Annotated in this window: 20 protein-coding genes; 13 read left to right on the top strand and 7 right to left on the bottom strand. The window is 62.4% G+C overall.

Features of this window, described 5'->3' with window-relative positions; translation table 11 throughout:
• Window positions 1-6: 6 nt before the first annotated feature.
• From J5M73_RS19500 to J5M73_RS19490, 3 genes are read right to left on the bottom strand one after another with little or no spacing between them, the layout of a single operon-like run.
• The gene (locus J5M73_RS19500) at window positions 7-597 is read right to left on the bottom strand and encodes an LON peptidase substrate-binding domain-containing protein (RefSeq protein ID WP_102865341.1); all 591 of its coding nucleotides are present in this window, start codon (window positions 595-597) and stop codon (window positions 7-9) included.
• A gap of 10 nt (window positions 598-607) precedes the next feature.
• Window positions 608-1,324: an LrgB family protein gene (locus J5M73_RS19495; RefSeq protein ID WP_102865340.1), complete on the bottom strand. Its 717-nt coding sequence runs from the start codon at window positions 1,322-1,324 to the stop codon at window positions 608-610.
• Complete coding sequence (locus tag J5M73_RS19490) at window positions 1,321-1,683, bottom strand: CidA/LrgA family protein (protein ID WP_115581012.1); 363 nt, start codon at window positions 1,681-1,683, stop codon at window positions 1,321-1,323. The genes J5M73_RS19495 and J5M73_RS19490 overlap by 4 nt, the downstream gene beginning before the upstream one ends.
• Window positions 1,684-1,861: 178 nt before the next feature.
• Between J5M73_RS19490 and J5M73_RS19485 the strand changes: the two genes are divergently transcribed.
• From J5M73_RS19485 to J5M73_RS19475, 3 genes are all read left to right on the top strand, one after another.
• Window positions 1,862-2,317 (top strand): MaoC family dehydratase, encoded by a 456-nt coding sequence (locus J5M73_RS19485; protein ID WP_102865338.1) that lies wholly within the window; start codon window positions 1,862-1,864, stop codon window positions 2,315-2,317.
• 103 nt (window positions 2,318-2,420) lie between these two features.
• Window positions 2,421-4,139 carry a C13 family peptidase gene (locus tag J5M73_RS19480; RefSeq protein WP_102865337.1) on the top strand — a complete coding sequence of 573 codons (1,719 nt, stop codon included), beginning with the start codon at window positions 2,421-2,423 and terminating at the stop codon, window positions 4,137-4,139.
• Window positions 4,140-4,167: 28 nt separating this feature from the next.
• Window positions 4,168-4,809: an oxidoreductase gene (locus tag J5M73_RS19475; protein WP_102865336.1), complete on the top strand. Its 642-nt coding sequence runs from the start codon at window positions 4,168-4,170 to the stop codon at window positions 4,807-4,809.
• A 61-nt stretch (window positions 4,810-4,870) separates the two neighbouring features.
• Here J5M73_RS19475 and J5M73_RS19470 read toward each other — a convergent pair whose 3' ends face one another.
• From J5M73_RS19470 to J5M73_RS19455, 4 genes are all read right to left on the bottom strand, one after another.
• The gene (locus tag J5M73_RS19470) at window positions 4,871-5,158 is read right to left on the bottom strand and encodes a YceK/YidQ family lipoprotein (RefSeq protein ID WP_102865335.1); all 288 of its coding nucleotides are present in this window, start codon (window positions 5,156-5,158) and stop codon (window positions 4,871-4,873) included.
• Window positions 5,151-5,783: a flavin prenyltransferase UbiX gene (gene ubiX / locus J5M73_RS19465; RefSeq protein WP_102865334.1), complete on the bottom strand. Its 633-nt coding sequence runs from the start codon at window positions 5,781-5,783 to the stop codon at window positions 5,151-5,153. Before ubiX ends, J5M73_RS19470 begins: the two co-directional genes overlap by 8 nt.
• The gene (gene mpl / locus J5M73_RS19460; protein ID WP_102865333.1) at window positions 5,780-7,129 is read right to left on the bottom strand and encodes a UDP-N-acetylmuramate:L-alanyl-gamma-D-glutamyl-meso-diaminopimelate ligase; all 1,350 of its coding nucleotides are present in this window, start codon (window positions 7,127-7,129) and stop codon (window positions 5,780-5,782) included. Before mpl ends, ubiX begins: the two co-directional genes overlap by 4 nt.
• A 136-nt stretch (window positions 7,130-7,265) precedes the next feature.
• A complete protein-coding gene (locus tag J5M73_RS19455; RefSeq protein WP_102865332.1) occupies window positions 7,266-9,185 on the bottom strand; it encodes a sigma-54-dependent Fis family transcriptional regulator in 1,920 nt (639 codons plus the stop codon).
• Between the two features lie 376 nt (window positions 9,186-9,561).
• Here J5M73_RS19455 and J5M73_RS19450 point away from each other — a divergent pair, with 376 nt between their 5' ends.
• The 10 genes from J5M73_RS19450 to ppa all read left to right on the top strand — a co-directional run bounded on the left by J5M73_RS19450 (window position 9,562) and on the right by ppa (window position 21,551).
• Window positions 9,562-11,082, top strand: a complete 1,521-nt coding sequence (locus J5M73_RS19450; RefSeq protein WP_207166619.1) for an aldehyde dehydrogenase family protein — start codon at window positions 9,562-9,564, stop codon at window positions 11,080-11,082.
• Window positions 11,083-11,259: 177 nt separating this feature from the next.
• Window positions 11,260-12,540 (top strand): ethanolamine utilization protein EutH, encoded by a 1,281-nt coding sequence (gene eutH / locus J5M73_RS19445; protein WP_115581015.1) that lies wholly within the window; start codon window positions 11,260-11,262, stop codon window positions 12,538-12,540.
• A 25-nt stretch (window positions 12,541-12,565) separates the two neighbouring features.
• Window positions 12,566-14,002 carry an ethanolamine ammonia-lyase reactivating factor EutA gene (locus J5M73_RS19440; protein WP_207816012.1) on the top strand — a complete coding sequence of 479 codons (1,437 nt, stop codon included), beginning with the start codon at window positions 12,566-12,568 and terminating at the stop codon, window positions 14,000-14,002.
• Between the two features lie 28 nt (window positions 14,003-14,030).
• A complete protein-coding gene (locus J5M73_RS19435; protein ID WP_102865328.1) occupies window positions 14,031-16,226 on the top strand; it encodes an ethanolamine ammonia-lyase in 2,196 nt (731 codons plus the stop codon).
• 51 nt (window positions 16,227-16,277) lie between these two features.
• Window positions 16,278-17,672, top strand: a complete 1,395-nt coding sequence (locus tag J5M73_RS19430) for an ethanolamine ammonia-lyase subunit EutB (RefSeq protein WP_102865327.1) — start codon at window positions 16,278-16,280, stop codon at window positions 17,670-17,672.
• 11 nt (window positions 17,673-17,683) lie between these two features.
• Window positions 17,684-18,508, top strand: a complete 825-nt coding sequence (gene eutC, locus J5M73_RS19425; protein ID WP_102865326.1) for an ethanolamine ammonia-lyase subunit EutC — start codon at window positions 17,684-17,686, stop codon at window positions 18,506-18,508.
• 106 nt (window positions 18,509-18,614) lie between these two features.
• The gene (locus tag J5M73_RS19420; protein WP_102865325.1) at window positions 18,615-19,073 is read left to right on the top strand and encodes a GNAT family N-acetyltransferase; all 459 of its coding nucleotides are present in this window, start codon (window positions 18,615-18,617) and stop codon (window positions 19,071-19,073) included.
• A gap of 236 nt (window positions 19,074-19,309) precedes the next feature.
• Complete coding sequence (locus J5M73_RS19415; RefSeq protein WP_102865324.1) at window positions 19,310-19,966, top strand: DedA family protein; 657 nt, start codon at window positions 19,310-19,312, stop codon at window positions 19,964-19,966.
• Window positions 19,967-19,971: 5 nt separating this feature from the next.
• Window positions 19,972-20,784, top strand: coding sequence for a M90 family metallopeptidase (locus J5M73_RS19410; RefSeq protein WP_102865323.1), 813 nt, complete (start codon window positions 19,972-19,974; stop codon window positions 20,782-20,784).
• Between the two features lie 239 nt (window positions 20,785-21,023).
• The gene (gene ppa / locus J5M73_RS19405; RefSeq protein ID WP_011063696.1) at window positions 21,024-21,551 is read left to right on the top strand and encodes an inorganic diphosphatase; all 528 of its coding nucleotides are present in this window, start codon (window positions 21,024-21,026) and stop codon (window positions 21,549-21,551) included.
• The last annotated feature ends 357 nt before the right edge of the window (window positions 21,552-21,908 follow it).

The raw sequence follows: 21,908 nt of genomic DNA, 5'->3' as shown, positions 1-21,908 counted from the left end.
CAGGTCTCAGGCGAAGAGCTCGCCCTGCAGTTCATCCAGCAGTTGCTGGATGGCATCGAGACGCTGCTGCGGATCATCCAGTTGCAGCAGGTCGATCTTGTCCTGTTCGGAAAAGGGCAACAGGTAGGCCAGCTGATTGGCCAGGGACAATTGCCCCTGGGCCTCGCTGCCCATGTCCAGGGCCTCCACCATCGGATGCTCGGCCAGAGCCTTGAGCAGCGCGATCAGGTCTGCGTCCTCATCCTGCAATGGTTGCTCCGCAGCCTCCGCCAGCCACTGGACCTGGGCCACCGTCAGTTGGTCTTTCTGCACTTCGCTCTCCAGCACGCGGAAGCGTCGACCACCCTTGACCCTGATTCCCAGCAGTCCATTGTCCTGCTGGTGAAAGTCGGTAATCAGTGCTTCGCACCCCACCAGGGCATAGCCTGGCGCGGCCGTACCGACCTCCTCGCCCTCCAGGATGCACACCACCCCGAAGCCGCAACCCTGCTTCATGCAGCGGCCGATCATGTCCAGGTAGCGCGCCTCGAAAATCTGCAGATCGAGGATGCAGTCAGGGAACAGCACAGTATTCAAAGGAAACAGCGCCAGGCTCATACACCCATCCTTAAACCAGCAAAGACACCGCCAACGGCAGCAGTACCGCCGTGGCCACGCCCATCAGACTCATGGCCAGCGCCGCAAAGGCGCCGCACTCCTCACTCTCCTGCAAGGCCACCGAAGTGCCCACCGCATGGGCGGTCATGCCCAGGGCCATGCCTCGCGCCTCAGGCCCATGAACGCCCAGGCGGTCGAGGATACTCGGGCCGAAGATCGCCCCGATCACCCCGGTAATCAGCACGAACACCGCCGCCAGAGCCGCGACGCCACCAATCTGCTCGGCCACCAGCATAGCGATCGGCGAAGTCACCGACTTGGGTGCCATGGTCATGAGGATCATGTGCTCAGCACCGAACCACCACCCCAGCAGTACCCCCAGGCCGGTGGCCAGCACCCCGCCCACCACCAGCGTAGTCAATATCGGCCAGAACAATTGGCGGATGCGCCGCAAGTTGAGGTACAGGGGCACCGCCAGGGCCACCGTGGCAGGGCCCAGCAGAATGCTCAGAATCTCGGTGCTCTTGCGGTACTCCGCATAACTCAAACCACAGCCGAGCAGCACACCGATCACCAGCAGCATGGACACTAGTACCGGCTGCAGGAACATCCAGCGAGTTTTCTCAAAGGCCGCCAGCACCAACTGGTAGGCACCCAGGGTGATGCCGATGCCGAACAGCGGATGGTGAATCACCGCCGCCCAGGCGCCTTGCCAATCAACACTCATTGACTGTCCTCCTGGCGGGACTGGCGCTTGACCAGGCGCTGCATCAGCACACCGACAAAGGCCATGGAGATCACCAGAGACAGCACCAGCGCGCCACTGATCGCCCAGAAGTCCGCGGCAATATCCCGGGCATAGACCATCACTCCGACCGCAGGCGGCACCAGTAACAGCGGCAGGTATCGCAGCAAACTGCTGGCCGCCAGGTTCAACGGCTCGCCCACTTCGCCGCGCACCACCAGAAAAACCAGCAGCAACAACAGGCCGATGATCGGCCCGGGAAGTACGGGCAACAGCAGATGATTGAGCGCCGTGCCGAGCAATTGGAACAGCACCAGCCATGTCAAACCGCGTAACAACATACCGCCTCTCCAGCCAGATCCCGTGGCGCATTATAAGCACGCAGGCGCTATGAACCGGCATTCGCCAAAAGCATGGATGTTTACCGGGAAGGATCGCCATGATGATCTAAAGTGGATACTTCAGACCACAAAGCACTGGGTCGAATACTAAAAAATCGTTGAACCAAGGAGAGTCTCAATGCCCTATGTTCCTGTTGCAGAGCTCAAAGATTATGTCGGGAAGGAACTCGGACGTTCCGCGTGGCTCACCATTGACCAGGAGCGTATCAACCTGTTCGCCGAAGCCACTGGCGACTTCCAGTTCATTCACGTGGACCCGGTCAAGGCAGCGAAAACGCCGTTCGGCACCACCATCGCCCACGGGTTCCTGACCCTGTCGCTGATCCCCAAACTGATGGAAGACATCCTCGTGCTGCCCGAGGGCCTGAAGATGGTGGTCAACTATGGCCTGGACAGCGTGCGCTTCATCCAGCCGGTGAAAGTCGACTCCAAGGTGCGTCTCAAGGTCGAACTGACCGACGTCACCGAGAAGAAACCCGGCCAATGGCTGCTCAAGGCCACGGCCACCCTGGAAATCGACGGCGAGGAAAAACCTGCCTATATCGCTGAGCCTCTTTCGCTCTGCTTCGTCTGAAATGTCCCTGATGCGAAACAGCTCATGCTGTTTCGCTCAACCTCTCTATATATAAGTCACACCGCTGCGGCATACTCGGTCCCCTAATTATCCGGAACCCGTTATGCGCCCACTTGTACCCCTGGTCTTGACTCTCTTGCTCAGCGCTTGCGGAGACGGCGAATCGCTGTTGCCGCCCGATGCCCGACTGCCCGACGGCGGGCGCTATCGCGGCGACCTGGTCAATGGCCTGCTCCAGGGACAGGGACGCATCGACTACCCCAACGGCAGCTGGTACGCCGGCCAGTTCGACAAGGGCCAATGGCATGGCCAGGGCGAATGGCACGGGAGCAATGGCGAGGTCTATCGCGGCCAGTTCCAGCAAGGGCTGTTCCACGGGCAAGGCACCCTGACCACCAAGGACAGCAGCTACAGCGGCGGCTTCAAACTAGGCCGCCGGGACGGCGAAGGCACCCTCAAAGAAGACGGCATGACCTATCGCGGCGAGTTCAAGGCCGACCTGTACTCGGGCCTGGGCCGCCTGGAGCTGGAGGACGGCAGCCAGTACCAGGGGCAATTCGCCAAGGGCAAGCCCAATGGCGAAGGCCAGCGCAGCGATGCCAGCGGCAACCAGTTCAGCGGCAACTTCGTCAACGGCCAACTGGAAGGCAACGGCACCTTCAACAGCGCCGAAGGCGACATTTATGTCGGTGGTTTCAAACACAACCAGCTCAATGGCAAGGGCCGCTACGAAAACTCCGACGGCGACGTCTGGATCGGCCAGTTCAAGGAAGGCGCCCTGGGTGGCAAGGGCGAGCTGATCGGCGCCGATGGCAGCCATTATGTCGGCACCTTCAGCGACTGGCGCTTCAGCGGCGAAGGACGACTGAACCTCAGTGACGGCAGCTTCTACATCGGCGGCTTCGACAGCGACAACTACCAGGGCCACGGTGTGCTGGTGCTGCGCGATGGCAGTGTGCAAAGCGGTATCTGGAGCAATGGCATGCGGGTTCGCGACGCCGACGGCAAACTACTGCCGGACCCCTTGGAAACTGCTCTGCTGGTCCAGGGTCGCCTGCTCAAGGAGGCCCTCGATGCGGTGCCTGCCTCCAGCCCGACCATCGAACTCTATAGCCTGACCCTGGCCGGCGACGGCAAGCAGAGTGTCTTCCTGCGCGAAGCCGACTACGTCAGCAACATGCTCGCGAGCCGCTTCGGCGCCTACGGTCAGATCCGCCTGGTCAACCACCGGGACCACCTGATGAACCGGCCCATGGCCACCCGGGAGAACCTGCGCCGCGCCGCACAGACCCTGGCCGAACGCAGCGGCCCCGAGGACCTGGTGTTCATCTACCTCACCAGCCATGGCACCAGCGAGCACGAACTGGTACTGGATCAGCCGCGCATGGAGTTGACCGACCTACCAGCCGATGAACTGGCCATCGCCTTGGCCCCCCTGAAAAACCGCGACAAGATCATCGTCATCTCGTCCTGCTACTCGGGCGGTTTCATCCCTGCGCTCAAGGACGAACGAACCCTGATCATGACCGCCTCCCAGGCCGACCGGGTATCTTTCGGCTGTTCCGAAGAAGCCGACTTCACCTACTTCGGCGATGCTATGTTCGCCCAGGCACTGAACCAGACCGACGACCTGGAGCACGCCTTCAAGCTGGCCCGGGCCACTGTGGCCGAACGTGAACAGGCCGATGGTTTCGAAGCGTCAGAACCACAGATCTGGGCCCCCAAAGGCGTGATCGCGCATTGGCAACAATTGCGCAAACAGCAGGCACGAAAAGCGCTGCAAAGTGTCTCTATAGGCAGCAAGGAAGCACAGAGCAACTAAGCTGAAACAGTATCAAGGGGGAATGACTATGTACTTGACGCCTCAGCATATCCTGCTCGCCGGCGCCTCCGGACTGACCGGAGAGCATCTGCTCGATCGCCTGCTCAACGAGCCCACCATCATTCGTGTTCTGGCACCCAGCAGACGCCCGCTAAGCAAGCACCCACGCCTGGAGAACCCCGTCGGCGATCCGGCGGTATTCCTGCCGCAACTGAGCGGCAAGGTGGAGATCGCCTTCTGCTGCCTGGGCACCACCATCAAGCAGGCGGGTTCCGAAGCGGCCTTTCGCGCGGTGGACCTGGACATGGTGGTGGCCTTCGGCAAACGCGCCCTGGAAATGGGCGCGCGGCACCTGATAGTGGTCAGCGCCCTGGGCGCCGACCCCAAGTCATCGATTTTCTACAACCGGGTCAAAGGTGAAATGGAAGAGGCCCTTAAGCAGCAGGGCTGGCCACAGCTGACCATTTGCCGGCCGTCACTGCTGCTGGGAGACCGGATCGAACCGCGCCTGACCGAACAACTGGCCGGCCCGTTGTCGCGACTGATCCCGGGCAAGTACCACGGCATCGAAGCCTGCCAGTTGGCACGCGCCATGTGGCGGTTGGCCCTGGAAGAGCAAAGCGGCACTCGGGTCGTCGAATCCGATGAGTTGCGCAAGCTAGGTAAATAAAGCACTCGCCGGCAATCCGGTTCCTGCACATAGCTGCAGGAACCGGATTGCCGGCGAAACACTACAACCCGCCCGTTGCCTGAAACCCCACCCCCAACACTGTCAGCACCGACAACGGCAGCAACAGCGTATCGAGCAAGGCGCTGGCCGGCAGGTCTACTCCCGGATAGCTCGGTGCCTCGGCGCCAAAGCGGTCCATGGCACAGCAACCACCCTGCATGGCATAAAGATCCAGGCGCGTCCCCGAATACACCACCGGCGCCCCAGGTTGTGCAGCGTTCAAGGTGCGGACCGTGGCACAGCCCCCCAACTGCAGGGCAGCCAGCAGCATCAGCAGGGATTTATTCATCGCTGCTCAAATGATGCTCGCCCCAGCGCGGCAACATGTCCTGGGGGATGTTCAGCAGATTGAGAATCCGCGCCACGACGAAGTCCACCAGGTCATCGATGGTCTGCGGCTGATGATAGAAACCCGGCGAGGCCGGCAGGATAGTCACGCCCATGTTCGACAACTTGAGCATGTGCTCCAGATGAATGCTGGAGTAGGGAGCCTCGCGAGGCACCAGAATCAACTGCCGGCGCTCCTTGAGGGTCACGTCCGCAGCCCGTTCGATCAGGTTGTTGCAAGCCCCGGTAGCAATCGCCGACAAGGTGCCGGTGGAGCAAGGCACCACCACCATCGCCGCCGGCGAGCCGGAACCCGAGGCTACCGGCGACATCCAGTCTTCCTTGCCGTACACCCGGATCTGCCCCGCCGCCGCACCGGTGTACTCGGTGAGAAAGGCCTGCATCATCTGCGGCTTGGGCGGCAGGGTCACATCGGTTTCCGTGGCCATGACCAACTGCGCAGCCTTTGAGATCAGAAAGTGCACTTCCCGATCCTCACGCACCAGGCAATCCAGCAGGCGCAAACCGTACTGGGCGCCCGAGGCACCGGTCATGGCCAGGGTGATGCGTTCCGGGCCGTTGCTCATTGCAGTGCCTCGGCCAGTTTGCCGTGCAGGCCGCCGAAGCCGCCGTTGCTCATGATCACCACCTGGGTGCCCGGCTTGGCCTGGCTTTTCACCCGTTCGATGATGCCTTCCAGAGAGTCGCTGACAATCGATGGCACCGAACACAAGGCCGCCGTTGCCGCCAGGTCCCAGCCCAGGTTGGCCGGTGCGTACCAGATCACCTGATCGGCCTGGTTGACGCTTTCCGGCAGCCCATCACGGTGGGCGCCAAGCTTCATGGAGTTGGAGCGCGGCTCGATGATGGCGATCACCGGTGCGTCGCCGACCCGCTTGCGCAGGCCGTCCAGGGTGGTGGCGATGGCCGTCGGGTGGTGGGCGAAGTCATCGTAGATGGTCACGCCATGCACTTCGGCGACCTTCTCCATGCGGCGCTTCACGCTCTTGAACGCACTCAGGCCAGCAATGCCCATCGACGGCACCACGCCAACATGACGAGCAGCGGCCAGCGTCGCCAGGGCATTGGCCACGTTGTGCTGCCCGGTCAGTTCCCACTCCACCACGCCCTGGCTCACGCCCTCGAACATCACTTCAAAGGCCGAACCGTCGGCACTGAGCAACTTGACCTGCCACTGACCATCGGCACCGGTGGTCTGCACCGGCGTCCAGCAGCCCATCTCGATGACCCGCTGCAAGGCAGGTTCGGTGGTGGGATGAATCACCAGGCCTTCGCTGGGAATGGTCCGCACCAGATGGTGGAACTGCCGCTCGATGGCTGCCAGGTCAGGGAAGATGTCCGCATGGTCGAACTCAAGGTTATTGAGGATTGCGGTGCGCGGGCGGTAGTGGACAAACTTCGAGCGCTTGTCGAAGAACGCGCTGTCGTACTCATCGGCCTCGATCACGAAGAACGGTGTGTCGCCCAGGCGGGCCGAAACGGCGAAATTCTGCGGCACCCCACCAATCAGGAAGCCCGGGCTCATGCCGGCATGCTCCAGTACCCAGGCCAGCATGCTGCTGGTGGTGGTCTTGCCGTGGGTGCCGGCTACCGCCAAGACCCAGCGCCCTTGCAGGACATGGTCCGCCAACCACTGCGGGCCGGAAACATAGGGCAGGCCTTTGTTCAGCACATACTCCACGGCCGGGTTGCCCCGGGACATGGCATTGCCGATCACCACCAGATCCGGAGCCGGGTCCAGCTGGGCCGGGTCATAGCCTTGAGTCAGCTCGATGCCCTGGGCTTGCAGCTGGGTGCTCATGGGGGGATAGACGTTAGCGTCGGAGCCGGTGACATGATGGCCCAGTTCTTTAGCCAGAACCGCCATCGAGCCCATGAAAGTGCCGCAGATACCGAGAATATGGATGTGCATAGTCGACCTCATAAAACATCGGCGCAGGTTAGCCTAGAGGGCTGCAAATCGCACCCATTAGCTGACCGGGAGGCTGCTGAGCTTGCCGCTGCTGGCACAAGGCAAGCGGCCCTGTACCGGCAGTCACAGGTGCGGTTTAACGCGCAATACCGTGTTTGCGCAGCTTTCTATAGAGGGTGTTGCGGCTGACCCCCAGCTGTTCGGCGGTATGGGTCATGTGCCAGCGCTGTTGCTCCAGGGCTGCCAGTAGCGCAACCCGCTCGGCGTCCTCCAGGGGGCGCTCCTGTGCTTCGGCAACCGGCTCGCCAACCGGCGCCGGGCGGCTGTTGCGGATCAGCGGCGGCAGGTCTTCCAGACCAATGCGGCCGTTTTCACACAAGGCCGCCAGGGTTCGCAGGACGTTGCGCAATTGCCGCACGTTTCCCGGCCAGGAATAACTCAACAGGCTCTGACGCGCCGCTTCGTCCAGCACCACCGGTTGCCCGCCCGCTTCTTCGGCCAGGAGAAAGTCCAGCAACTGGGATTTGTCGCTGCGCTCGCGCAGGGCCGGCAGCGCGATCTCAAGACCATTGAGCCGGTAATACAGATCCTCACGGAAACTGCCGTCGCGGACCCGCTCCAGCAGATCCCGGTGGGTGGCGCTGATGATCCGCACGTTGACCGATTGCGGCTCACCGCCAATCGGCACCACCAGGCGATCTTCCAACACCCGTAGCAAACGCGTCTGCAGGGCCAGGGGCATATCGCCGATTTCATCGAGGAACAAAGTGCCGCCATCGGCCTGCTGCAACTTGCCGCGCATGCCCTCCTTGCGTGCCCCGGTAAAGCTGCCGCCGCGATAACCGAAGAGTTCGCTCTCGATCAGGCTCTCCGGAATCGCCGCGCAATTGAGGGCGACAAAGGTTTTATCCGAACGAGCACTGCCCTGGTGCACGGCCTTGGCGAAAGCCTCCTTGCCGGAGCCGGTTTCACCATTGATCAACAGCGGCACATCACGCTCGAACACCCGCGAGGCCCGGCGAAAATCATTCTGCAGCCCTTCATCCCCAAGGCAGATGCTTGAAGTGCGTGGCGACGTAACACCAGCCGGCACCCGCGGCGCAGGTTGCGATACCGGGTGCGGCTGACCGCGCAACAAGGCAAACAAGCGCCGCCCATCCCGAGTACGCAAGGGCCAACTGGCGCTGGCATTGATGCTGGCGCGACTGAGCAATTCATCCAGGGAACAGTCGAAAAAGCTGTCCACCGGCTTGCCCAGCAAACCACCGCGAATATGCCCCAGCAGATTCAGGGCGCTCTGGTTCACCGCACAGATTCGCCCTTCGCCGTCAAATGCCAGCAAACCCTCGCTGAACAGCCCCACAGACTCCGCCTGCAGATGAAAGCGCAGCAGCCACTGGTTCTCGAAATAACGCAGGAAATAGCAGCTCTCGATCATTTTCGCCGAGAGATTGACCAAAGCCATGGTGTGGAACTGACTCTGCCGGGAAACGTCCTGACGCGCCGAGGACACATCCAGCACCGCCAGCAATTCGCCATGGGGATCGAACACCGGGCTCGCCGAGCAGGTCAGGCCAGTGTGCCGGCCACGGAAGTGCTCGCCCTGGTGAATGGTCAGCGACTGGCGCTCCACCAGGCAGGTGCCAATACCGTTGGTGCCTTCCCGGGCCTCGCTCCAGTCGGCGCCCAGCCAGAGACCGGCATGCTCGAAAATCTTGCGCTCGCTAGGGGCGGTGATGCAGTTGAGGATCACCCCCCGGGCATCGGTCAGCAGCACGGCATGGCCCGCGCCGGACAATTGCTGGTGCAGGTTGGCCATCTCGGTGCCGGCTATTTGCAGCACATCCTGCAGGCGTTCGCGACTTTCCAGCAGGCGACCATGCTCCAGCACTGTGGGGGCCATGGCCTGGGCCGGATCCAGGTGATAGTCCTCAAGGCAGCGCAGCCAGGAGCGAGCAATGGAAGGATCGCTGCCGGGGCCCTGCAAATGGGCTTTACCCTGGGCCACCGTCAGCACCTGCTGGGCATGTCGACTCAGATGATTACTACTGTGCATTTCTTATTATTCTCCTGATGCGCTGTCACGCTCAGACGGAACACTGGCGCCGCTGCAGGCCGCAATCGGCCCTGTAAAGAAGGACAGACCATCAGATCTATCCGACAAGATTCGACACGCGAACCAGCATCCTCCAGCCGCTGTTTCATTGCAATGCCGGCTTGCCCCATGAGTCACAGCTTGTGCCATCCAGGTTACAAACTGTCACTCAGTGCCGTACCAGATTCGTCACACGCTGCCGTTGGCACCGCTTCGAAACATCCGCAAACCCTTGATTCGTATGGCCTGCACCCCACTGGCCCGACCTTTGCTCTACGCTTGGTATGCGCTATAGCGCGTCCTCCCCCATAAGCATAAAAGCCAGGAGATACCCACCATGCGTTACGCACACCCCGGTACTGAAGGCGCTATTGTTTCGTTCAAGAGCAAGTACGGTAACTACATCGGCGGCGAATTCGTTGCGCCAATCAAAGGCCAGTACTTCACCAACACCTCGCCGGTCAATGGCCAGCCGATTGCCGAATTCCCCCGCTCCACCGCCGAAGACATCGACAAGGCGCTGGACGCCGCCCATGCCGCCGCCGACGCCTGGGGCGCCACCTCGGTACAGGCCCGCTCGCTGATCCTGCTGAAGATCGCCGACCGCATCGAACAGAACCTGGAACTGCTGGCCATCACCGAAACCTGGGACAACGGCAAGGCGGTACGCGAGACCCTGAACGCCGACATTCCCCTGGCCGCCGACCACTTCCGCTACTTCGCCGGTTGCCTGCGGGCCCAGGAAGGCAGCGCCGCGGAAATCGACGGCAACACCGTGGCCTACCACATCCATGAACCCCTGGGCGTGGTCGGGCAGATCATCCCGTGGAACTTCCCGATCCTGATGGCCGCCTGGAAACTCGCCCCAGCCCTGGCTGCCGGCAACTGCGTGGTACTCAAACCCGCCGAGCAGACCCCACTGGGCATCACCGTACTGATGGAAGTGATCGGCGACCTGCTGCCACCGGGCGTGCTCAACGTGGTGCAAGGTTTCGGCCGTGAAGCCGGCGAGGCCCTGGCCACCAGCAAGCGCATCGCCAAGATCGCCTTCACCGGCTCGACTCCGGTGGGCTCGCACATCATGAAGTGCGCCGCCGAGAACATCATTCCGTCCACCGTGGAACTGGGCGGCAAGTCGCCGAACATCTTCTTCGAAGACATCATGCAGGCCGAACCGAAGTTCATCGAAAAGGCCGCCGAAGGCCTGGTGCTGGCGTTCTTCAACCAGGGTGAAGTCTGCACCTGCCCATCCCGCGCCCTGGTGCAGGAGTCGATCTACGACGAATTCATGCAAGTGGTGATGAAGAAGATCGAGCAGATCAAGCGCGGCGACCCGCTGGACACCGACACCATGGTCGGCGCCCAGGCCTCCGAGCAGCAGTTCGACAAGATCCTCTCCTACCTCGACATCGCCAAGAACGAAGGCGCGCAGCTGCTCACCGGCGGCAAGGTGGAGAAACTCGAAGGCGACCTGTCCAGCGGCTACTACATCCAGCCGACCCTGCTCAAGGGCACCAACAAGATGCGCGTGTTCCAGGAAGAAATCTTTGGCCCGGTGGTCAGCGTCACCACCTTCAAGGACGAAGCCGAAGCCCTGGCGATTGCCAACGACACCGAGTTCGGCCTGGGTGCCGGGGTCTGGACCCGCGACATCAACCGCGCCTATCGCATGGGCCGCGGGATCAAGGCCGGCCGCGTGTGGACCAACTGCTACCACCTGTACCCGGCCCACGCCGCGTTCGGTGGCTACAAGAAGTCCGGCGTTGGCCGTGAAACCCACAAGATGATGCTCGACCACTACCAGCAGACCAAGAACCTGCTGGTGAGCTACGACATCAACCCGCTGGGCTTCTTCTGATCGACCCTCCCGGCGACCCAGGTCGCCGGGAGGCCTTTTCGCGGCCTTGCCGCACTTGTTCACCTGCTCTGATCCGGTGCCAAAGGCTGGCCGGACGGAACACTGCTGTCGGAAGTTCTGCGCCAAACCAGTCGTGCACAGACCCTGCTTGAAAAACAATAACAAGGGACAAACGCAATGGATCAGATCGGCAACTACGTGCTCTACCTCATCATGCTCTGCGCCGTAATCGGTGCCTTCGCCGCCATCTATGACAGCGAGCGAGGCTTGGGCAAAGAATTCATGGAAGGCATCCATGCCACCGGCTACATCTTTGTGCCGGCCGCAGGGATCATGGCTTCCATTCCCTACCTGACCGTGGTCATCGAGACCGTCTTCGGTCCGTTCTTCAACTCCCTGGGCGCCGACCCGGCCCTGGCGGCGACCATGATCATCGCCTCGGACATGGGTGGCTATCAGCTGGCCTCGGCCCTGGCCGCCAGCAAGGAAGCCCTGGTGATGGCCCTGATCACCGGCTTCATGGGCGGCGCCACCATCGTCTTCTCGATCCCCATGGGCCTGGCGATGCTCGACAAGCGCGACCACAAGTACATGGCCCTGGGGATCATGTCCGGCATCCTCACCATCCCCGTCGGGGTGATGATCGCCAGCCTGATCCTGGCCTTCAGCAACCCGGTGGTACGCGAACTGGTGAGCACCAACGGTGAAGCCAGCTACCAACTGGCCCTGGGCCTGGGCAGCATCTTCGCCAACCTGCTGCCGATCCTGATCTTCGTCGTGGCCCTGGCCCTGGGCCTGCGCTTTTTGCCGGACATGATGATCAAGGGTTTCATCATCTTCGGCCGCGCCATGGACGCGGCCATCAAGCTGGTGCTGGTGTTCTCCATCGTCGAATACTTCACCGGGGTCTTCTCCGTGGTATTTGGCGGCTGGGGCTTCCACCCGATCATCGCCGACGCCCAGGACCAGACCCGCGCCCTGGAAACCGCCGGCTACATCGGCATCATGCTGGCCGGCGCCTTCCCCATGGTCTACCTGCTGCGCAAATACCTGGGCAAGCCTCTGGAAAACCTCGGCGGCAAGATCGGCTTGAGCGCGGTAGGCAGCGCCGGCATGCTGGCGACCATCGCCAACATCCTCGCCATGTTCCGCCTGGTGCGCCTCATGCCCCCCAAGGACAAAGTGGTGAACATCGCCTTCGGCGTCTGCGCCGCCTTCCTGCTGGGGGACCACCTGTCCTTCACCGCCAACTTCCAGCCCACCATCATCCTGCCGGTACTGATCGGCAAGATCAGCGCCGGCTTCGTCGCCGTCGGCCTGGCCTACTGGCTGTCGGTGCCCAAGGCGCTGCAACTGGAAGCTCAGGATCGGGCAGCGGGCATCATCGCCCCGGGCGAGTACCTGGGCGGCACTGCGCTGGACACGCCGGAACCTGCAGGCCAGAAGGCCACCGCCTGACTGCGGCGCGGCGAGGAACGCCTGCATGCAAGCCATCACGGGCGGCGCATCGGTACTGCTGCTGGGGCTGGACTTCGGGTCCACCACCAGCAGCGCGCTGATCGCCCAGGCCAGCCTGAGCAGCCACTGCATCACCGGACGCATGGCCCTCAACGAGCCACGGGTACTGTTTCGTGGCGAGCCGGTGTTCACCCCGTTCAAGGGCCAGGTCATCGATGAAGCCGCGATCCGGGCCCTGATCGAAACCTGGCTCGAACAGGCCGGCGTAAGCCCGCAACAGCTGTTTTCCGGTGGCGTGATCATCACCGGTCTGGCGGCGCGGCGGCACAACGCCCAGGCCCTGGCGCAACTGGTCGGCCAATTGATCGGCAACGCCCTGATCACGCGCGCCGACGACGGCGGGCTGGAGTCCTGGCTGGCCTTCATGGGCAGCTGTTCGGCGCTGAGCCGCTTCCACGCTCGGCAACCGATACTCAACCTGGATATCGGCGGGGGCACCACCAACGCGGCCTGGGGCCTGGATGGCAACGTCCTGGCCAGCGGCTGCCATTTCATCGGTGCCCGGCACTTGCAGTTCGAGCCGGGCAGTTATCGTCTCAGCGGCGTATCGGAGTTCGGTCAGGCACTGCTCGATCACCTGGCAATCCGCAAGCATCCCGGACAGGTCCTGGAGCGTTCCGAGCTGGAGGCGGTGGTCAATTGGTACATCGATGCCCTGGTCGCCATTGCCGAAGGTGATCGCCACTTCTTTGCCGGCCCGCTGGGCCAACTGACCGAGCAACTGCCGCTGATCCTCCCTGCACGCAATGCCCACCCGGCCCTGACTTTTTCCGGTGGTGTGGGCGAGTTGCTCTATCGCCACCTGCAAGGCGAACCCATGCCCGGCACCACCTATTACGGCGATCTGGGCATCGATCTGGCCCTGGCCATTGCCCGCCACCCGCGACTGGTGCACGCGGCCACCCGGCTGGTACCGGAAAACCGCGGCCGGGCCACGGTCTACGGCCTGACCCTGCACAACACCGAGATTTCCGGCAGCACCCTGTTTCTGCCCCAGCCCGAGGTGCTGCCGCTCAATGACCTGCCCATCGTCGCCCGGCTGCCCATGGATGCCACCGAGCAGCAACTGGACGACGCCCTGGCCCTGGCACTGAGCAGTTGCGACGGCGCTTGCCTGCAATTGCTCGACAACGGCCAGGCGCCACGACTGGAGGACATCCGACAGCTGGGCGCACGCCTGGCCCGCGCCCTGGAGCAGGCACGACCCGCCCCGGACTGGCCGCTGGTGCTGCTGTTGGAAAGCAACGTCGGCAAGGTCTTGGGCAACTACGCCACGGATTGGGGGCGCAGATCTTGCAACCTGATCGTCATCGATGAAGTACGCGAGCGTTCGGCACACTTCATCAACCTGGGAAAACCCCACCAGCACATCGTGCCCGTCGCCTTCTACGGCGTGCACTGAGCCGATGCCGGCCAAGGAGCGTCTTGCCATGTCACTCACCGCACTGCAGCACATCCGCCTTCCCGAAGCGCTTGCCGAACGGGCCTACAGCACCCGGGTGCTGGACCGCGAGATAGGCTTCGCCAGCCTCAAGGCGGTGCTCGGCGCCGCCGACATCAGCAAGGCCGGGGACCGGGTGGCAGGGCTCGCGGCGGCTGATGAAATCACCCGCGAGGCGGCGCGCAAGGTGCTCTCAGAGCTGACCCTGGATCACTACTTCCAGCATCCACTGACCGATCGCCACGGCCGCATCGACAGCGTCATGCAGGTCAACTACGACATCGACCACAGCGTCTTTGGCGAAATCGCCGACCTGACCCTGGGCGCCCTGAAAGATCGCCTGCTGCGCAGCCATGGCACTGAAATACGCCGTATCGGCACGGCCCTGACCGGGGTCATGGTGGCGGCCCTGGCCAAGCTGCTGGACGTGCATGAACTGATCCTGCTGTCGAAAAAGCTCAAGAGCGGCGCGGCGGCCAAGGCCCGGACCCTGGTGGGCCTGCCCGGTACTCTGTCGTCGCGGCTACAGCCCAACCATCCCACCGACAACCTCAGCGGCATCACGCTGCTGGTCTACACCGGCCTGAGCATGGGCTCGGGGGACGCGCTGATCGGCCTTAACCCGGCCATCGACACCGTGGACAACATCAGCGCCACCCTGCGTCACCTGGATAAATTGCGTAGGGAAACCGGAGCGCCGACGCAGATCTGCGTGCTCTCCCACATCAAGACCCAACTGGCCTGCCTCGACCAGGGCGCGCCAGTGGAAATCATGTTCCAGAGCCTGGCCGGCACCGAACGCACCCTGACCGACGAGTTCGACGTCACCGTGCCGTTGCTGGATCAGGCCTGGCAGACCATGACCGAACGCGGCCCGTTGCGCGATGTTGCAGAAAACTTCATGTACTTCGAGACCGGCCAGGGCAGCGAGCTGACCTACGGCAAGCACGAAGGCATCGACATGACCACCTGCGAAGCCCTGTGCTACGGACTGGCCCGGCGCTATCGGCCGTACATGGTGAACAACGTCACCGGTTTCATCGGCCCGGAAACCCACCTCGACAACTTCGAGATGACCTATTCCTGCCTGCAGGACCAGTTCATGGGCAAGCTGCTGGGGCTGCCCATGGGCATGGCGCCCTGCTACACCCTGCACTCCCAGGTGACCCTGGAAGGCCAGCAAATGGCCACCGAATTGCTGACCGCCGCCGGTGCCAACTTCTTCATGGACGTGTACCTGAGCACCGACCGCATGCTCGCCTACTTCGACACCAGCGCCCACGACAACCAGACCCTGCGCGAAGTCCATGACCTGGCGCCGGCCCCGGAATACCTGCGCTGGGCCCTGGGCAAGGGGATTTTCCAGGAGGACGCCCACGGCAACGTGGAACGCGGACCGAACTGGGGCAACCCGCGGATTTTCTGTGAGTCGGACATTGATTTCCAGCGCCTGCTGGAGTCCACCCCGGCCACCTACGGCTTCGACAACGCCGGCCCACGCCCGGCCAACGCAGTGTCGCGGACCGTGCGCGCCAACCTCGCGGTGGCCCGAGAGGCGATCTACGTCGACCTGCGCCCTGCCGAAATCGCCGCCATTCCCCTGCGGGAACTGCGCACTGCCGCCCCGGACAAGCTGGCCCACCTGCAGGACCCGGAGTTGGGCGCGCGGCTGACCGAGGAGGTGCTACGGCGCCTGCAACCGGAATACAACGACGTGCAGATCGTGATTTCCGACGGCCTCAGCGCCGAGGCCATCCACCACAACATTCCCGAGCTGCTGCCGGTGCTGCTGGACGGTCTGCAGAGTCGGGAGCTGCGCATCGGCCAGCCGATCCTCGCGCCCTATGGCCGGGTCAAGCTGGCGGAGTCGGTGGGTGAAGCCCTGCAACCGCAACTGATCATCGTGCTGATTGGCGAGCGTCCCGGCGGCGATGCCCTGGCCTCGCGCAGCATGTCCGCCTACCTGGGCTACCGCCTGCCGGACGACCAGGCACGCCGCGCCGCCGCCCAGTTCAGCGGCAATCCGGACATTCGCTACGAATACACGGTGATTTCGAACATCTACAGCGGTGGCCTGCCACCGCTGGAAGGCGGCAGCCTGGTGGCGGAAAAGGCCTTTGCCATCCTCCACCACCGGGCTGCCGGAAACCGTCTGGAAAACCTGCTGAAGAAGGTGGCATCCTGATGATCCGCCAGCACTCGGCAACGCCCCTACATCGTTGAAACGGAGACTGAGATGGCCCAATTTTCCCACAGCGTAGGTTCTCAGACCTATCGCTTCGACAGCCTCAAGGAAGTCATGGCCAAGGCCAGCCCGGCCCGTTCCGGAGATTTTCTAGCCGGTGTCGCCGCCCTCAACGACGGCGAACGGGTCGCTGCCCAGATGACCCTGGCGGATATCCCCCTCAAGCACTTTCTCGAAGAAGTGCTGATTCCCTATGAGTCCGACGAAGTCACCCGGCTGATTATCGACAGCCATGACAAGCAGGCCTTCGCCACCGTCAGCCACCTCACCGTTGGCGGTTTTCGCGATTGGCTGCTCAGTGACGCCGCCGACGAGCAGAGCCTGCGTGCCCTGGCGCCGGGCCTGACCCCGGAAATGGCCGCCGCGGTGTCGAAGATCATGCGCGTGCAGGACCTGATCCTGGTGGCGCAGAAGATTCGCGTGGTGACACAGTTTCGCGGCACCCTGGGCCTGCGCGGGCGCCTGTCCACCCGCCTGCAACCCAACCACCCCACCGACGAGCCAGCGGGCATTGCCGCGAGCATTCTCGACGGCCTGCTGTACGGCAACGGCGATGCGATGATCGGCATCAACCCGGCCACTGACAGCATCGCCTCGATCTGCGCCATGCTGGAAATGCTCGACGCCATCATCCAGCGCTACGAGATCCCGACCCAGGCTTGCGTGCTGACCCACGTCACCACCTCCATCGAGGCCATCAATCGCGGCGTGCCCCTGGATCTGGTGTTCCAGTCGATTGCCGGCACCGAAGCCGCCAACGCCAGCTTCGGCATCAACCTCAACGTACTCCAGGAAGGCTACGAAGCAGGCCTGAGCCTGAACCGCGGCACCCTCGGGCAGAACCTGATGTACTTCGAGACCGGCCAGGGCAGCGCCCTCTCGGCCAACGCCCACTTCGGCATCGACCAGCAAACCTGTGAAACCCGCGCCTACGCCGTGGCCCGGCACTTCAAGCCGTTCCTGGTCAACACCGTGGTCGGTTTCATCGGCCCGGAATACCTGTACAACGGCAAGCAGATCATCCGCGCCGGCCTTGAGGACCACTTCTGCGGCAAGTTGCTGGGCGTGCCCATGGGTTGCGACATCTGCTACACCAACCACGCCGAAGCCGATCAGGATGACATGGACAACCTGCTGACCCTGCTGGGCGTGGCCGGGATCAACTTCATCATGGGCATCCCCGGCTCCGACGACATCATGCTCAACTACCAGACCACGTCCTTCCACGACGCACTCTATGCTCGCCAGACCCTGGGCCTGAAACCTGCCCCTGAGTTCGAACAATGGCTAGCCAGGACCGGTATCTTCACCCAGGCCGACGGCAAGGTGCATTTCGGCAACAACCTGCCACCGGCTTTCCGCCAGGCACTGGCCCAGCTGGGATAAGGAACAGGCACATGCAAAAACATCCGACCGACTCGCAAAATCCCTGGCTGGAACTGCGCCGCCTGACCCCCGCGCGCATTGCCCTGGGCCGCACCGGCACCAGCCTGCCGACCGGTGCCCAACTGGACTTCCAATTCGCCCACGCCCAGGCCCGGGATGCCGTGCACCTGCCCTTCGACCACGCCGGCCTGAGCGCCCAACTGGCCGAGCGCGGCCGTGACAGCCTGCTGCTCCATAGCGCCGCTACCGATCGCCACAGCTACCTGCAACGCCCCGACCTGGGGCGCCGGCTCAGTGATGAATCGGCCCAGAGCCTGCGCGACTACGCCAGCGCCCATCCCGGTGGGGTCGACCTGGCGGTGGTGGTGGCCGATGGTCTGTCGGCCCTGGCGGTGCATCGCCACACCCTGCCCTTTCTGGCGCGCATGGAGGAACAGACCGCTGCCGAAGGCTGGTCGCTGTCGCCGGTGATCCTGGTGGAACAGGGTCGGGTAGCGGTGGCCGACGAGATTGGCGAACTGCTGGGGGCGAAGATGACTGTGATCCTGATCGGTGAGCGTCCCGGGCTCAGTTCTCCCGATAGCCTGGGGTTGTACTTCACCTACCAGCCGAAAGTCGGGCTCACCGATGCCTATCGCAACTGCATCTCCAATGTGCGCCTGGAAGGCCTGAGCTATGGCATGGCCGCCCATCGCCTGCTGTACTTGATGCGTGAAGCCTGCCGCCGGCAATTGTCGGGAGTAAACCTCAAAGACGAAGCGCAAGTGCAGACTCTGGACAGCGACTCAACGGCAGACATGAAGGGCAACTTCCTTCTGGGGCCGCCCCAAGCGTGATTTTGCAAGACGATTGCGCTTTTTTTCCGCTTTGGGCAGCATCGGAACACGGCTGCCCGAGTCATCCAACCTGTGCCGTCACATCCACTTGAAGTTGAGAGCCACCATGCGGATTACTCAAGCAACCCTCGAGCACCTGGATCTGTTGACCCCGTTATTCGTCAAATACCGCGAGTTCTATGGCGCCCTGCCCTATCCGGATTCGTCCCGGGCCTTTCTGGAAAAGCGCCTGCGCCGCAAGGAATCGGTGATCTACCTGGCCCTGGCCGATGATGACAGCAACAAATTGCTGGGTTTTTGCCAGCTGTACCCAAGCTTCTCCTCCCTGTCGCTCAAGCGCGTATGGATTCTCAACGACATCTACGTCGCTGAAGATGCCCGGCGCCAGTTGGTGGCCGACAACCTGATGCGCACCGCAAAGAAGATGGCCAAGGAAACCAACGCCGTCCGCTTGCGTGTGTCCACCAGCAGCAACAACGCCGTGGCGCAGAAAACCTACGAGTCCATGGGCTTTCGCGAAGACAGCGAGTTCAAGAACTACGTCCTGCCTCTCAGCGATAGCTGATCTCACCAACAGCGGCCTGCGGGCCGCTTTAGTCCCTCAGGCCGTGGTGATCCCAGGGGGCCTGCCGCGCTTTGCACGCCGAAACGCCCCGCTACAATCTGAACACGCATTTCACCTCTCTGCCTTTATAATGGCCGCCCTTTTCGGCGCGTAAGAAAAGCTACACGTCCTTGTAGTCCCTTTCTCCGAGTCATCGCACAGGCCTGCCGAGCCAGGCTGTCACCACAGGTGCCCCCATGGATTTCAACCCGATCGACCTAATCCTTCATCTCGACGTTTACCTCGACATGCTGGTGAAAAACTACGGGACCTGGATCTACGCCATCCTGTTTCTGGTGATTTTCTGTGAAACCGGCCTGGTGGTGACACCGTTCCTGCCCGGGGACTCCTTGCTGTTCATCGCCGGCGCAGTCGCTGCGGGCGGCGGCATGGACCCGGTGCTGCTGGGGGGCCTGCTGATGCTGGCGGCGATCCTCGGTGACAGCACCAATTACGTGATCGGGCGAACCGCGGGCGAACGGTTGTTCAGCAATCCCAATTCGAAGATCTTCCGTCGCGACTATCTGCAGAAAACCCATGATTTTTATGAAAAACACGGTGGCAAGACCGTAACCCTGGCGCGCTTCCTGCCGATCATCCGCACCTTCGCACCGTTCGTCGCTGGCGTGGCCCGCATGCCCTACCCACGATTCTTCGCTTTCAGCGTGATCGGTACCATCCTCTGGGTCGGCGGCCTGGTGACCCTGGGCTACTTCTTCGGCAACGTACCGTTCATCAAGAAAAACCTGTCGTTGCTGGTGGTGGCCATCATCCTGCTGTCCCTGGTGCCGATGATCATTGGCGTGCTGCGCAGCCGCTTCGGCCGCAGTGCTGAAAAAGCCGAAACCCGCTAAACAGCATGTGGTCCCTCAGTGCCTGGCGCCGCAAGCGCCGACTGGCCAAGCACCCGGTCAGTGATGAAACCTGGCAGCGGGTGCGCCAGCACCTGCCCTTCCTCGACGGCCTCAGCGTTGCCGAGGACCAGTGGCTCAGGGAGGCCAGCGTGCTGTTTCTCGATGACAAGCACCTCACCGCCCTGCCCGGCGTGGAGCTGCATCAGGAACAACGCCTGCTGCTGGCAGCCCAGGCGCAACTGCCATTGCTGCACCTGGGCGACCTGAACTGGTACCAGGGCTTCCATGAAATCATTCTTTATCCCGACGACTTCCTCAGCCCCCAGCGCCACCGCGATGCCAGCGGTATCGAGCATGAATGGGACGGCGAGCACAGCGGCGAAGCCTGGCAACAGGGGCCGATCATCCTTGCCTGGCCCGGGGTGCAAGCCAGCGGCGGCTGGGAAGCCTACAACCTGGTGATCCACGAACTGGCCCACAAGCTGGACATGCTCAACGGCGACGCCAATGGCCTGCCGCCGCTGCACAGCGACATGCGAGTCAGCGACTGGGCGCAGGTGATGCAAAGTGCCTACGACGATCTCAACCGCCAGCTCGACCATGATCCGGACGCCGAAACCGCCATCGATCCCTACGCGGCGGAAAACCCGGCGGAGTTCTTCGCCGTCACCAGCGAATACTTCTTCAGTGCCCCGGACTTGCTCGTGGCGGCCTATCCGAAAGTCTATGAACAGTTGCAGCTGTTTTATCGGCAGAATCCATTGGCCCGACTGCAGCAACTTCAAGCTGAAGATCCGGTCTATCAAACGCATCACTAATGTCCTGTCGCGCCGATACGTTGTTCATCTGAAGGCCAGTTGAAAGACCACTGCACCGCCTGCCGACCGATGGCAAAACCGCCGGTCGCAAGGCTCGCCCGAACATGTCTGCGAGACAGTACAACCAAGGTTCTACGACCCTTGGCACGTAGCAACGGTTGCGGAGTGTGTCTATAATCGCCGCCACTTTTTGGTCAATCCGGCCAAGTCATTTGGTCAACTAACGGGGGCAACGCCCAATGAGCTACAGCAAGATTCCGGCGGGCAAAGACCTGCCGAACGACATCTACGTCGCTATCGAAATCCCGGCCAACCACGCGCCGATCAAGTACGAAATCGACAAAGACAGCGACTGCCTGTTCGTTGACCGTTTCATGGCCACCCCCATGTTCTACCCGGCCAACTACGGCTTTATCCCCAACACCCTGGCTGACGACGGCGACCCCCTCGACGTGCTGGTCGTGACCCCGTACCCAGTAGCGCCAGGCTCGGTGATCCGTGCTCGCCCAGTGGGCATCCTGAACATGACCGACGACGGCGGCGGCGACGCCAAAGTGATCGCGGTTCCTCACGACAAGCTGTCCCAGCTGTATGTCGACGTGAAGGAATACACCGACCTGCCAGCCCTGCTGCTGGAACAGATCAAGCACTTCTTCGAGAACTACAAAGACCTCGAAAAAGGCAAGTGGGTGAAGATCGACGGTTGGGGCAATGCCGATGCAGCCCGCGCCGAGATCCTGAAGTCGGTTGCCGCCTATAAAGGCTGAGAAGCAGCGTTAAGCTTCGAGCGACAAGCTTCAAGAGAAAGCCCCGAGTGATCGGGGCTTTTTCGTACCTGTTCCCCCATCACAATCGTCCTGCCAGCCAACAAGGCCGCACCAAACACGCACCCGGCAACAAATTCCCACGCACTATTTTCGTCCCCAGGGCCTCTGGATAGCGCTTCGCACTGGGAATTGCCGGCGAATATGCGTATGCTGCGCCCCACATTTGCGCATCGACCCTCCCTGCGGTCAGATCGCCCGACGAAGCGGATGACTTTCCTGCCCAGTCCCACAGCCAGCCGCAAGAGCTGGGTGTACGTTTTGAAGGCTGGTGCGGTTTACCAAAAATGAACCAAGCCA

Source organism: Pseudomonas sp. 50_B, from assembly GCF_017491625.1.
GTDB classification, from domain to species: Bacteria; Pseudomonadota; Gammaproteobacteria; order Pseudomonadales; family Pseudomonadaceae; genus Aquipseudomonas; species Aquipseudomonas danubii.
The sequence above is the reverse complement of the archived record's forward strand: the minus strand, read 5'-3'. Positions and strand labels throughout refer to the sequence as shown.

Bases quoted from the DNA above. Each gene is read 5' to 3' on its own strand.
- J5M73_RS19420 (WP_102865325.1), top strand. From the start codon at position 18,615: ATGCGGATTACTCAAGCAACCCTCGAGCACCTGGATCTGTTGACCCCG.
- eutC (WP_102865326.1), top strand. From the start codon at position 17,684: ATGCAAAAACATCCGACCGACTCGCAAAATCCCTGGCTGGAACTGCGC.
- J5M73_RS19440 (WP_207816012.1), top strand. From the start codon at position 12,566: ATGCAAGCCATCACGGGCGGCGCATCGGTACTGCTGCTGGGGCTGGAC.
- J5M73_RS19455 (WP_102865332.1), bottom strand. From the start codon at position 9,185: ATGCACAGTAGTAATCATCTGAGTCGACATGCCCAGCAGGTGCTGACG.
- J5M73_RS19450 (WP_207166619.1), top strand. From the start codon at position 9,562: ATGCGTTACGCACACCCCGGTACTGAAGGCGCTATTGTTTCGTTCAAG.
- ubiX (WP_102865334.1), bottom strand. From the start codon at position 5,783: ATGAGCAACGGCCCGGAACGCATCACCCTGGCCATGACCGGTGCCTCG.
- J5M73_RS19490 (WP_115581012.1), bottom strand. From the start codon at position 1,683: ATGTTGTTACGCGGTTTGACATGGCTGGTGCTGTTCCAATTGCTCGGC.
- eutH (WP_115581015.1), top strand. From the start codon at position 11,260: ATGGATCAGATCGGCAACTACGTGCTCTACCTCATCATGCTCTGCGCC.
- mpl (WP_102865333.1), bottom strand. From the start codon at position 7,129: ATGCACATCCATATTCTCGGTATCTGCGGCACTTTCATGGGCTCGATG.
- ppa (WP_011063696.1), top strand. From the start codon at position 21,024: ATGAGCTACAGCAAGATTCCGGCGGGCAAAGACCTGCCGAACGACATC.
- J5M73_RS19480 (WP_102865337.1), top strand. From the start codon at position 2,421: ATGCGCCCACTTGTACCCCTGGTCTTGACTCTCTTGCTCAGCGCTTGC.
- J5M73_RS19475 (WP_102865336.1), top strand. From the start codon at position 4,168: ATGTACTTGACGCCTCAGCATATCCTGCTCGCCGGCGCCTCCGGACTG.
- J5M73_RS19495 (WP_102865340.1), bottom strand. From the start codon at position 1,324: ATGAGTGTTGATTGGCAAGGCGCCTGGGCGGCGGTGATTCACCATCCG.
- J5M73_RS19485 (WP_102865338.1), top strand. From the start codon at position 1,862: ATGCCCTATGTTCCTGTTGCAGAGCTCAAAGATTATGTCGGGAAGGAA.
- J5M73_RS19415 (WP_102865324.1), top strand. From the start codon at position 19,310: ATGGATTTCAACCCGATCGACCTAATCCTTCATCTCGACGTTTACCTC.
- J5M73_RS19410 (WP_102865323.1), top strand. From the start codon at position 19,972: ATGTGGTCCCTCAGTGCCTGGCGCCGCAAGCGCCGACTGGCCAAGCAC.
- J5M73_RS19430 (WP_102865327.1), top strand. From the start codon at position 16,278: ATGGCCCAATTTTCCCACAGCGTAGGTTCTCAGACCTATCGCTTCGAC.
- J5M73_RS19500 (WP_102865341.1), bottom strand. From the start codon at position 597: ATGAGCCTGGCGCTGTTTCCTTTGAATACTGTGCTGTTCCCTGACTGC.
- J5M73_RS19435 (WP_102865328.1), top strand. From the start codon at position 14,031: ATGTCACTCACCGCACTGCAGCACATCCGCCTTCCCGAAGCGCTTGCC.
- J5M73_RS19470 (WP_102865335.1), bottom strand. From the start codon at position 5,158: ATGAATAAATCCCTGCTGATGCTGCTGGCTGCCCTGCAGTTGGGGGGC.